Annotated in this window: 11 protein-coding genes and 1 other RNA gene; 2 read left to right on the top strand and 10 right to left on the bottom strand. The window is 47.7% G+C overall.

Going from position 1 to position 11,254, the window contains the following annotated elements; translation table 11 throughout:
* Positions 1–39: 39 nt before the first annotated feature.
* The 5 genes from B5F87_RS08810 to B5F87_RS08830 all read right to left on the bottom strand — a co-directional run bounded on the left by B5F87_RS08810 (position 40) and on the right by B5F87_RS08830 (position 6,180).
* Complete coding sequence (locus B5F87_RS08810) at positions 40–915, bottom strand: hypothetical protein (protein WP_087279912.1); 876 nt, start codon at positions 913–915, stop codon at positions 40–42.
* 3 nt (positions 916–918) lie between these two features.
* On the bottom strand, positions 919–1,824 hold the full coding sequence (locus B5F87_RS08815) for an ABC transporter ATP-binding protein (RefSeq protein WP_087279915.1): 906 nt from the start codon (positions 1,822–1,824) through the stop codon (positions 919–921).
* A 12-nt stretch (positions 1,825–1,836) separates the two neighbouring features.
* The gene (locus B5F87_RS08820) at positions 1,837–4,257 is read right to left on the bottom strand and encodes a hypothetical protein (RefSeq protein ID WP_087279917.1); all 2,421 of its coding nucleotides are present in this window, start codon (positions 4,255–4,257) and stop codon (positions 1,837–1,839) included.
* Positions 4,258–4,322: 65 nt separating this feature from the next.
* Positions 4,323–5,432 (bottom strand): HAMP domain-containing sensor histidine kinase, encoded by a 1,110-nt coding sequence (locus tag B5F87_RS08825; protein ID WP_158097000.1) that lies wholly within the window; start codon positions 5,430–5,432, stop codon positions 4,323–4,325.
* Between the two features lie 37 nt (positions 5,433–5,469).
* The gene (locus B5F87_RS08830; protein WP_087279923.1) at positions 5,470–6,180 is read right to left on the bottom strand and encodes a response regulator transcription factor; all 711 of its coding nucleotides are present in this window, start codon (positions 6,178–6,180) and stop codon (positions 5,470–5,472) included.
* Between the two features lie 140 nt (positions 6,181–6,320).
* Here B5F87_RS08830 and rnpB point away from each other — a divergent pair.
* Positions 6,321–6,674, top strand: an RNA gene (rnpB, locus tag B5F87_RS08835) — RNase P RNA component class A.
* A gap of 186 nt (positions 6,675–6,860) precedes the next feature.
* Here rnpB and fucO read toward each other — a convergent pair.
* The 5 genes from fucO to B5F87_RS08860 form a co-directional block, all read right to left on the bottom strand.
* Positions 6,861–8,009 (bottom strand): lactaldehyde reductase, encoded by a 1,149-nt coding sequence (gene fucO, locus B5F87_RS08840; protein ID WP_087279926.1) that lies wholly within the window; start codon positions 8,007–8,009, stop codon positions 6,861–6,863.
* 161 nt (positions 8,010–8,170) lie between these two features.
* A complete protein-coding gene (locus tag B5F87_RS08845) occupies positions 8,171–9,082 on the bottom strand; it encodes a S8 family peptidase (RefSeq protein ID WP_087280110.1) in 912 nt (303 codons plus the stop codon).
* 141 nt (positions 9,083–9,223) lie between these two features.
* Positions 9,224–9,784 carry an NAD(+) diphosphatase gene (locus tag B5F87_RS08850; protein ID WP_242964344.1) on the bottom strand — a complete coding sequence of 187 codons (561 nt, stop codon included), beginning with the start codon at positions 9,782–9,784 and terminating at the stop codon, positions 9,224–9,226.
* Complete coding sequence (locus B5F87_RS08855; protein WP_087280116.1) at positions 9,781–10,332, bottom strand: prolyl-tRNA synthetase associated domain-containing protein; 552 nt, start codon at positions 10,330–10,332, stop codon at positions 9,781–9,783. The genes B5F87_RS08850 and B5F87_RS08855 overlap by 4 nt, the downstream gene beginning before the upstream one ends.
* 91 nt (positions 10,333–10,423) lie before the next feature.
* Positions 10,424–10,738, bottom strand: coding sequence for a hypothetical protein (locus B5F87_RS08860; protein ID WP_087279929.1), 315 nt, complete (start codon positions 10,736–10,738; stop codon positions 10,424–10,426).
* Positions 10,739–10,907: 169 nt separating this feature from the next.
* Between B5F87_RS08860 and B5F87_RS08865 the strand changes: the two genes are divergently transcribed.
* A complete protein-coding gene (locus B5F87_RS08865; RefSeq protein ID WP_087279932.1) occupies positions 10,908–11,102 on the top strand; it encodes a CopG family transcriptional regulator in 195 nt (64 codons plus the stop codon).
* Positions 11,103–11,254: the final 152 nt, after the last annotated feature.

The raw sequence follows: 11,254 nt of genomic DNA on the forward strand, positions 1-11,254 counted from the left end.
TTATAGCACAGCCTTATTTGTTGCACAAGGCAAATGCCGTCAGGTTCTCCTTCTCTTATCCATATACCAGACGGAAAGAGACAGAAAAAGGACGCCTACCAGCACGCAGGCCAGACTTGACACCTTATAAAACAGCAGAATAAACCATTTATCAGAAGTATCTATTCCAAGATGACTGCAGAAGGTGCCAAAAATACCGATATCCCCCGTGATGCTGCCGTAAAATCCCATGTAGGAAGACAGCGGATTAAATGCCAGCAGAATCAGGCAGACAGCGACGATTTCCGGCGCGATCCGTCCGGTGTCGCTCATCATCAGCGAACCATTCCGGAATACCTCCGTCAGCATCAGCGTGCCAATCCCAAACATAAGTTGCACAAAAAAGGTCGAGGCAAAGGCCCAGACGCTTTTGCTGCATACCGTATAAAAAAAGATGGATATGGCGCCGCTCCAGAAGGCGTAAAGAAATATCATAGCTCCCAGACGCAGCAGCTTCACCCCGCTGATCCCTGTATAAATACAGGACAATGCCGATACAGGCAGACCGGAGATAAAAAGCAGCACATGAACGGCCAGAACCAGAATGATCTTTGCCGTCACATACTGAAAAGATACGCCCGGTACCATCTCAAATTGTTCCAGCATATTTTTTTCTTTATCAACGATAAATAATCTCGACACTGTAAAGGGCGTGAGCAGCAGCACGGTGATAATCTGGAAAGTACTGATGATCAGAAACTGATACTGGTAGGTCGTCGTATCATAATAATATCCCTGCTGAAAAGATTCCTCGTTAAATACCATGAAAAGGATCATGATAAACGCCATGATGGCAATATAGAAAATAATCATCAGCGGAAGCCGGATGTTTCTGCCTTCCCGCAGCCATTCTGTTTTTAAAAATGGATTAATCATGTTCTACCTCCGGAAAACTTCTTCAATATTCACACGGTCCCGCATGAACTTTTGGATAAACGCGCCGGACGCCACCAGATCGGTGAGCAGCTCCGCTTCTTCTCTTTCTCCGCCATTAAAACGGAAAATCACTTCCTTCTCATCGACGGTCACCCGGTCCACCAGCGTATTCATTTTCAGAACCTCCAGTGCTTCATCAAGCCCTGCCAGCACATGCATCCGAACCGGGCTTTTCTTGAGGGCCGTCTCAAAAATATCCTCGGTCTCCCCTTCCACGACCACCCTGCCATCTTCCACAAGTGCAACGTCCGTAAAAAAATCGCGGGTTTCCGGAAACATCTGTGAATTAACCACGATGGATTTGCCCTCCTCCTGCAGCATCAGCAGAATCTTTATCATGGAATTACGGCTGGAAGAGTTTAAATTTGCGAAAGGTTCATCCAGCAAAAGCCACTCCGGATCATGGAGAACCGTTTTGGCCAGACAGAGAAACGGCAGCATCTCCGCAGGCAGCTCCATGATGAAGGCACTCATATACTGGCGGATTCCAAACAGCTCCGCCACTTCTTCCATACGTTTCTGACGGTATCTTCCGTTTACTTTATAAAGGGACAGAAACAGCTCAAAATATTCGTCCACCCGGAGCAGATCATAAAAACCATACTCCCGGGGCATATATCCAAAATTCTGATAAGACCGGCTTCTGCCCTGATAGATGGATACTCCGTTCAGAAGAATCTGTCCGTAATCCGGCGCCTGACTGCCGCTGGCGGCCGCAAGAATCATGGATTTCGCCTTGCTGTCCGAACCCAGCAGTCCCATAATGGCGCCGTCCGGTATTTTCAGATTAAAATCATCCAGTATTCTTTTTTCACGCCGGTAAATCGAGATGTTCTGAAATTCAAGCATACTTGCTTCCCCCTATTGTTCCACATCTTTTGTCAGGAGAGAAAGTATCGGCGCCTCTCCATAAGTGCCGTCCGCCGGCAGTACATATGTCAGCGTCACCTCATTCATATCCGAGACATATGGTTCCAGCTCTCCGCAATTCATATAATCATCTGCATCTTCCAGGATTTTATCCTGCCCTCCCGTATCATAATTATACGCATAAATAGTCCCGCTAAAGCCGTCCCGGTTGCGGAACAAGCCCCAGATAACCTTTGAAACGTCAAAGGAATAAACTGCCTGCGTCTCATTTTTTTCAAGGATATTATAACTTAAGGACGTCCCCTGGCTTTCTTCATCAAGACAAGTGTTGATATTGATGATACACTCACTGCCGTCTTCATTCTGCAGAGCAAACCGGTTGACAAAGGCGGACAGACGGTTTCCTAACGAATTGCCGTTGGTGAGAAGCTGAAAATTATTATCGTCCGTGATTCCAATAACCAGCAGGGTATTCTGATCTCCATTTCCCAGCATATAACGCTGTTTCAGGTATTCAACCAGATTACCTGAAGCCGTGGCATCTTCTTCATCCCCGTCCGTCTGACCTTCCTCCTCATACTCTGTCCAGAACTTTACCGTCTTTTCATTTATCTCCCCGGTCTCTCCTGATTTTATGCCGTCAAGCACCGTGTACTGCTGTCCGCGGATCACCACGACCTTATCAAAATCCCATTCTGAAATGTTCGTCACAGTTCCCTCGAAGAAAGAATTTTCCGCGGTGATATTCGTAGTGAAACAACTGGCATTGTCCATCTGGGAGGAGCCTCCGGTACATTTCAGAATATAGGAGGTTCCCGGCACGGATTCTCCAAAGGCAATGTCAAAACCATTTTTTGTATTATTGATCGTATAATTTTCCGTAATATTTCGCACTGAATAATCATCCACATTCTCTGTGCGGTAATTGTAGTCCACCGGCTCCACACTCTCAATGGAAGACACCAGATCCACACTGTCCTCTGATCCGTCGTTGCTCTGATACAAAAGATAATAATCATCTTTTCCAACAGAAGCGTCATTGATCCGAATAGCGGAAAATCCTTCTCCGGTTTCTCCGCCGCTTCCCTCCGACCGGAAAGCCAGAGAGACTGTAAAGAGAAGCGCCACCACCGGAACCACTCCCCATATATACTCTCTTCTTTTGATTTTCCGCAGCACATAATAAGCGAAAAATCCAAGTACGCCCAGATACACTATGAAAAAGATTCCGTAATAAAACGTATTGGGATGTCTTCCGTTCATAAAAGCATACAGCGTCGTCTTCACGTACCAGAGACTTGTGTCTCCCACCCAGGAACGGCCGGCTTCTTCTCTCAGCTCTTCCTCAAAGATCTCTCCCACCACATCGTCTCTTCCCGTCCACTGACGGAAAGTATCATCGGTGAGACTGAATGTAAATACGGAGATCTCCCCGCTCTCATACTTCTCACGATAGACACAGGCCGGCGAAGACAAAGAAAGACTTTCCCATTTGTCCTCCTCCGCAAACGTCAGACCGGAAGTATAGAGTCTGGCACTGCCTGCCCGGGATAATTCGCTGTTGAAGGTATACTGCACCTCTTCCACATCTCCCGCCTGTACTTTCAGCAGATGATCCAGACCGGACAAAACTACTTCCGCTCCGGTTCCTGTCCCCACGAAGAGACTGCCGCCCGCAGTCACCCAGGAAGTCAGGCAACGGATCTGTGCTTTTGACAAAGCCGACGTGTCAAAAGAATCAATGAGTACGCCTGTAAGGGACCCCAGTTCCTGCACATCTGTCGGAAAGTCATTTGCCAGAAAATGTACCAGCTGCAAAGTGAACGTCTCATTATCCACCTCAAAATTCATCCCGTCCAAATATTCCAGAGAGGAATACTGGCTGCTCAAAACTCCGATATACAGATTCTTTTCTCCGGTCTCTTCCTCCCCGTCACGGGTCAGCACCCGCTGCGAAAACTGAACGGTTCCAAAAGAATCCAGAATCTCGAAATAAAAATAGGAAGCATTCCCGAGCGAAGGGACTTCCATCTCCACTTTGCTGGTAACTCCCTCCCGGCAGCTTACTGCGGACTGATATGACACACCTTCTCCGTCCACTCCAGGCAGAGTAATCTTCAGCGTTCCGGTAAAAGATTCTCCTTCACAGGTCATATCCACCCGCACCGGCAGCGTCCTGCCCTGGGCAATGTACCCCTTCGTGCCGAATACAACGTTTCCGGACAGAGTATCCGTCTGAAAATGATACTGGTACCCTTCGGTCTCCGTCATTTCTTCTTTTTCCCAGGTTTTCGTCGTATCATTACTCTGCTGCTGCCTGTGACAGCCATAAAACCAGAAAATAATCGCACAAAGGGCGATCAGGACCAAAATTATTATTTTTTTGTAAGTGTGAAATAAATCATTGAGCATATCGTTTCCTCATGCCGTCTGTCATATGATCATACACTCCTTTTTGTTATAACAGACATCCGTTTCTACTGCCTGCCGCCGGAATATGGCGCGACTACCGGCAGTTCAATCTGAAATCTGGTTCCATACTCATCGCTGGTCGCCCATATATTTCCGTTATGCAGATTTACAATATTTTTGGCAATGGCAAGACCCAGGCCGGTTCCTCCGGTTTTCAGGGACCGGGACGATTCCACCCGGTAAAACTTATCAAAAATCTTATGCAGCTTTTCTGCAGGAATCACCTTGCCATAGTTAATGACTGCCACAAAGACCTTATTCTCCAGCCGCCCGGTCTTCACCTCGATCACCTTGCCCTCGGCGCCATATTTTATGGCGTTGGACATCAGGTTGCCGATGGCTCTTGCCAGCAGTTCCCCGTTGGCTTCTATATTGAGAGCGCCCTCGTAAAACTCCGTCCGGCATGTAAGACCATTCTCCATGAGACTTGGATAAAACTCGTCCACAATCTGCGGCATAAACAGATTCAGATCGAGAATCTCTTTCTTTATCTTTACTTTATCCCGGTCATAGCGGGTATAATCGAACAAATCCTTTACCAGCGTTTCCAGCTGTCTCGCCTTATTGGAAACAATTCCAAGATATTTCTGCTTCTGATCCTCCGTGAGAAAATCTCCCTGAGATAAAAGATCCAGGTAGCCCAGAATCGATGTGAGCGGCGTGCGCAGATCATGAGCGACATTGGTGATCAGTTCATCTTTTGTCTTTTCCGTCTCCTTCTGGGCCTCCAGAGTCTGAGACAGGTTCCTGCACATTTCATTGATCGAGTAGGCGATCTCCGAAAACTCATCCTCTCCTTTTACCGGAATCTCTTCCTGAAAGTCTCCGGACTTCATCTTTTCCACGCCGTTTATAATCTCTCGGACATAGGTGACAAAGTTGTGAGAGATCAGTATAAAATACATGACCAGCAAAAGAATCGTAAAAATGAGAATGACCAGGATATCCAAAGATACCGAGCCGGATGAGCTGAGCATCCCAAGAGCCAGCTTGCCCTGTCCGGACGAGCCCCAGACTCTCCGGTATTCTCCAGCCAGAATCTCCGTCTCATAAAAATAGATGCCGGCAAAGATGATTCCTTCCGTTATAAAAGTAGCCACAACGCTCAGAAACATGTAAAGAACCATCTTAAACCGGAAACTTTTAAACTTTTTAACCTTCAATTTTGTAGCCGACCCCCCATACGGTTTTCAGAATCTTCGGGCTTCTGGAGTTGTCTTCAATCTTCTCCCGCAGACGCCGGATATGCACCATAACGGTATTATTTACCTCATAGACCTTTTCATTCCATACCCGCTCGAATATCTCGTCGGTGCTGAACACCCGGTCCCGGTTGGACGCCAGCAGATACAGAATATCAAATTCAATAGGCGTAAGGGCAATCTCCTCCCCGTTCTTCTTTACCACATGGGCGGCCTTATTGATCGTAAGGTTCTGAATCTCGATCTCTTCCTTCTTATCCGCTGCCGATTCCTTCTCCGGCTCGATAGATGTGTAACGCTTCATCTGGGACTTCACCCGCGCCAGAAGCTCCAGCGGATGGAAAGGTTTTGTCAGATAATCGTCGGCCCCTGTTCCGAATCCCACGATCTTATCCATATCCTCCGCCTTGGCAGACAGAATCAGAATCGGAATATTGCTGGTCTTGCGAATCGTGCGGCACACCTCAAGTCCGTCGATGCCCGGCATCATAATATCAAGGATCAGCATCCGAATCTCCGGATGTTCCGCCAGCATGGAAAGACACTGCTCGCCATCCGAAGCCTTCAATACTTTATATCCGTCGTTGACCAGATAAATCTCCACCAGATCCGCGATTTCTTTATCATCATCCACTACTAAAATACTTGCATTCTTATCCATGTGATTTCCTCCGTACATTTATTCTTAAAGCCTTTTTCCTGTCGGCTTTTTGAATAGTTTACCACATTTTCGTCATCAAAGTCCTTAAGAACTTCTTACCTTGACTTTTTTCTGCGCCTTTGTTAGAATGGGAAAGATTCAGAGTCGGATAAATGGTCGCTCCTTTTAACGCCGAAAGGCTTAAGGAGAGGAAAGTCCGGGCTTCACAGGGCAGGATGCCGGATAACGTCCGGTGGAGGCGACTCCAAGGATAGTGCAACAGAGATATACCGCCGTCTCCCTGCGGGACGGTAAGGGTGGAAAGGCGGGGTAAGAGCCCACCGATTCTCTGGTAACAGGGAATGCCATGTAAACCCCATCCGAAGCAAGACCGAATCGAAAGCGATAATCCGGCCCGGATTGCTTTCAGGTGGGTCGCTAAAGTCTGCCGGCGACGGCAGAATCAGACAGATGACCATTCACGACATAACCCGGCTTATCGTCCGGCTCTGAACTTTACTCTGAACTATTGCGCGCGCAGCATTTTTTCACTGCGGCGCTTTTTTTATGTCATTTTTCCATCATAAAGTCATAACACAAAAAACATCCCCCAAAGCCGGATTCTTATCCTGCTTTGAGGGATTGTTCATGGAGAAACGAATTTCTCATTTATATACATGCATAAGGTATCATGTTGTCTGTTACATCAGAGACAGATATAACGCACGGATGTCTTCCTTGCTGGCGTCCTTCGGATTGCCCGGTGCGCATGCATCGTTAAATGCGGAATCTACCAGGAAGTCCAGATCTTCTTCTTTGGCAATCTCTTTCAGGTTCTCAGGAATCTTAACGTCTCTTGCCAGCTGTGCCACTGCGTCAACGGCTGCCTTTCTGTATTCTTCCTGACTCATGTTTTCTACACCTTCCACACCCATGGCGATGGCGATATCTTTATATTTGGTTCCTGTAGCGTCTGCGTTGTATGCCATTACTGTCGGCAGAAGGATCGCATTTGCCACACCGTGCGGAGTATCATAAACTGCTCCCAGCGCATGCGCCATGGAATGTACGATACCCAGACCTACGTTGGAGAATCCCTGTCCGGCAATGTACTGTCCGAGAGCCATATCTTCTCTTGCCTTCGGGTCATTTTCACAGGCTGCTCTCAAGCTTCTCGCGATGATCTCGATGGCTTTGATATGGAACATATCGGTCATCTCCCATGCTGCCTTCGTGATATATCCCTCGATGGCGTGAGTCAGCGCATCCATACCGGTGGCTGCAGTCAGTCCGTAAGGCATGCCGCTCATCATATCCGGGTCAACGATGGCGATAATCGGGATATCTTTGGTGTCCACGCAGACAAACTTGCGCTGTTTCTCATCGTCTTTAATAACGTAGTTGATGGTAACCTCGGCTGCTGTTCCGGCTGTGGTAGGCACTGCGATGATCGGAACGGAAGGTTTGGTTGTCGGAGCAACGCCCTCCAGACTTCTCACATCAGCGAACTCCGGATTGTTTACGATAATACCGATGGCCTTTGCCGTATCCATCGGTGAACCTCCGCCGATAGCGATGATGTAGTCAGCGCCGGACGCCTTAAAAGCTTCCACACCATTCTGTACATTTTCAATGGTAGGGTTTGCCTTGATGTCTGAGAAAATCTCATAGGCCAGGCCAGCCTCATCCAGCAGGTCAGTAACCTTTGCCGTAACGCCGTGTTTTAAAATGTTCGGGCCGGAGCATACGAACGCTTTCTGGAATCCGTGAGCCTTTACCTCCGCCGGAATATTCTGAATCGCTCCTGCTCCATGATAGGATGTCTGATTAAGTGTTACACAATTTGCCATCTCCGATATCTCCTTTTCCTTTTTAGTTATATTGTTGTAACAATTGTAACACAGAAATTTAAAAAAAGGAAGAAATATCTGTGATTTTATACAATATATTTAATATTTTATCAGTTATATATGGCAAATATTACAAAGTTCGTCAATTATTTATCCATCTTTCATATCCCCAGCAATCCTGCCGGATTAATGGCGCCCCACCCCTGCCGGTTCTTCGGAACTTTACAGTCAATGCCTGTCTCCATGAGCCGAATCTTTACATCCAGATTGGTGAGCCAGGGCTGTGCCGAGAGAAGCAGCGCAATGACGCCTGTGACCACAGGCGTCGCCATGGATGTACCGCTACGCCGCTTGTACGCTCTGCTGTGATTGTCACAGCTCAAAATCCCCCCTGCCGGCGCGATTACATCAGGCTTACACACACAGGTACCCGGGACCGGGCCGCAGCCTGAGTAATGCACCATCCTTCCAAATCCTCTTCTCTGTGTCATACTCTCTTCCATCGCCCCCACCGTAATGACCTTCCGGCTGACGCCGGGACTTGTAATGGTATACTGCCCCGGGCCTTCATTACCCGCCGCCACCACCACGACCAGGCCCTCGTTCCACAGCTCTTCCACTTTCTGCACCAACACATCTTTCTGGGGATCTCTCCAGTTTTTCACTGGCATTCCCACTGAAATATTCACGATCCGAATCCCGTATCTTCTATAATTAATGAGCAGCCAGTCAATGGCGTGGAGCATAGCGCTTATTTTACCGCTGCCCTTGCTGTCAAGCACCTTGAGGGCCGCGATCTGCGCCTCCGGCGCGATGCCGATTCTCCTTCCTTCCGGCAAAAAACCACCGGAAGCGATAATTCCGCTCACATGGGTGCCGTGGCCGTTGTCATCGTAGGGAACCTCCCTCCCGTTCACAAAATCCCGGAAACAGCAGATTCGGTTTGCCGGAAACATAAAGTCTTCATGTTGATAAATTCCTGTATCTAAAACAGCCGCGGCAATTCCTTTCCCGGTAATGCCGCGGCTGTATATCTGTGACAAATTCAATAATTGGTTCCATTCAGCTCTCATCGTCATATACCTGCCGGCAGGCAGTCCCGCGCACTGACAATACATTTGCCAGCGGATGAGCATGACAACACCCCCGAGCCTGCACAGCCGAATGTCTTTTTTACAGTATATGACGAACTTTGCGGAAATGCTCCTGCAGGATTATGTATTCTCCTCTCTCTCCTGCCCGGCCGGACAATGCCGGGACTCGTTATCCCGACTTCGGGGCTCCTCTCTTTTGTCCAGGAAGTTTTTCAGGAAACGGGCCGCCAGGCTGCCCTGAGCAATGGCCTCCTCTGCCTCCTCAAAAGAAAACCAGCGGCAGCTGTCCACCTCTTCCTCCGACACGCCAGACAGATCTTCCGAGTCCGCCACGCAGGAAAAGTTCAACATCAGCGTGTTGCTTGGCGGAAAATACTCGCTTTTTTCAAAATGGATCTCATCCACATGCAGGCCGATCTCCTCCATGACTTCCCTCGCCACCGTATGCTCCGCATTCTCTCCTTTGTTAATGTAACCCGCCACAAGGATGTAGCGGTCCCTGCCGTACTGCTTGATGAGAAGCACCTTATCCCTGTCCGGATTCAGCACCTCCATACTGACAGCCGCGGAGAACACCGGAAAACGGTAGGCGTTACATTTCTCGCAGAAGGGAATCATTCCCTCATTCTTCAGAAACCTGTCCTTCAGCTTCGTGCCGCATTCCATGCAGTATTCCATCATTCATCCACCACCCACGGCAGATCAACCAGCAGCGCCTCATGGTGCACCGCCGGCAGAAACTTTTCAAGCACCTCTTTGGTGTTCAGCTTCAGACTGGACGTGTTGATGCACGGATGACAGCCCAGATGCTCATCTGCCAGCACTTCCCGGTCAATGACCAGCTGCACATGGTTCTCCTTATCATTCATCAGCCCCATGATGCTGACCGAGCCCGGCTCAATATCCAGATACTCCTTCATAAATTCCGGACTGGCAAAAGAAAGCCTCGACGTCGGAATCTGTTTTGACAGAAGCTTCGTCTTAAACGGCTTGTCCCCCGGCATCATCAGCAGATAAAACTTCTTCTTATTAGCTGTACACAGGAACAGATTCTTGCAGATTACCGTCCCCAGCACCGCGTCAATCTCATTGCACGCCTCCATATTATCTGCAGCTTCGTGATCTGTGCGGTAATAATCCATGCCCAGCTCATCCAGCAGATCATACACCCGGATCTCTTTTTCCAAACGTCCGTCCTCATTCTCCGGACGGCCATGATATAACTCCATATGTCTTCCTCCGTCTGTCATAATATTTATCCATATCAGCGAAAACCAATATAGATTATAACGCAGACAAAAATATTTGAAAACATTTTCTTTACCGGCCACGGATCCGCTCCTGCGCCTCGTCAAGTATCTCCTTCAGCTCTTCCATCTGCTTCTCACTCAATGTCTCCTGGGGCTCTGCCAGATAAGGCTCCTGTCCCTCTGCTCCGGCAAGACAGAGAAAAATCAATCCCAGCAAAAAAGAGAGTCCTGCCCCGACGATGCAGACCTGAAAATACACGGTTCTCTCCTCGAATATTATCGCCGCAAGACACAGCAAAGCGCAGCACAGATAAAACAGCCAAGACTTTCTGAAGAAGCTGTTCGCTTTTTTCTTACTTTTCTGACAATTCAGGATGTCCTTCATTTTTTCAACCCCTTTTCCAGATAGAACTGTTATAATATATACCTTTTTATTAAGAAATAATATCATAAATTAAATCATTTTTGCATTGTATTTTCAAACTATTTTCTGTTATAGATTTATGATTGCAGTTTACTTTATAATGTAATAAAATCAAACAGGAGAATACATTATGGATAAAACGGATAATAAACTAATCATCAGACCCAAGGACGATAAATATGTCACAATGACAATTCGAACGGAAAAGAAAATACAGGAAGAGTACAACAAATTATCCGCCCGGACAAACCGCTCCAGAAATGAGCTGATCAGCATGGCGCTGAAATACGCACTGGACAATATGGTTGTCGATGATGAAGAATAACAGGGCGGCGGTTTCCATACATACAAATACCGGCATGCGGTTCCTCCTGCCGAAGGGAGAGACTGCATGCCGTTTTTGCTTATATTTATTATGTTTATTTCATGGCTATTTACTGTGTTTTTTATCTTTTTACATTTATGAATAATGTTAGG

Source organism: Eubacterium sp. An3 (assembly GCF_002159465.1).
Taxonomy (GTDB): Bacteria; Bacillota; Clostridia; order Lachnospirales; family Lachnospiraceae; genus Anaerobutyricum; species Anaerobutyricum stercoris.

Coding starts and splice junctions, on each gene's coding strand:
- B5F87_RS08810 (WP_087279912.1), bottom strand. CDS start 915: ATGATTAATCCATTTTTAAAAACAGAATGGCTGCGGGAAGGCAGAAAC.
- B5F87_RS08815 (WP_087279915.1), bottom strand. CDS start 1,824: ATGCTTGAATTTCAGAACATCTCGATTTACCGGCGTGAAAAAAGAATA.
- B5F87_RS08820 (WP_087279917.1), bottom strand. CDS start 4,257: ATGCTCAATGATTTATTTCACACTTACAAAAAAATAATAATTTTGGTC.
- B5F87_RS08825 (WP_158097000.1), bottom strand. CDS start 5,432: ATGTTTCTGAGCGTTGTGGCTACTTTTATAACGGAAGGAATCATCTTT.
- B5F87_RS08830 (WP_087279923.1), bottom strand. CDS start 6,180: ATGGATAAGAATGCAAGTATTTTAGTAGTGGATGATGATAAAGAAATC.
- fucO (WP_087279926.1), bottom strand. CDS start 8,009: ATGGCAAATTGTGTAACACTTAATCAGACATCCTATCATGGAGCAGGA.
- B5F87_RS08845 (WP_087280110.1), bottom strand. CDS start 9,082: ATGAGAGCTGAATGGAACCAATTATTGAATTTGTCACAGATATACAGC.
- B5F87_RS08850 (WP_242964344.1), bottom strand. CDS start 9,784: ATGATGGAATACTGCATGGAATGCGGCACGAAGCTGAAGGACAGGTTT.
- B5F87_RS08855 (WP_087280116.1), bottom strand. CDS start 10,332: ATGGAGTTATATCATGGCCGTCCGGAGAATGAGGACGGACGTTTGGAA.
- B5F87_RS08860 (WP_087279929.1), bottom strand. CDS start 10,738: ATGAAGGACATCCTGAATTGTCAGAAAAGTAAGAAAAAAGCGAACAGC.
- B5F87_RS08865 (WP_087279932.1), top strand. CDS start 10,908: ATGGATAAAACGGATAATAAACTAATCATCAGACCCAAGGACGATAAA.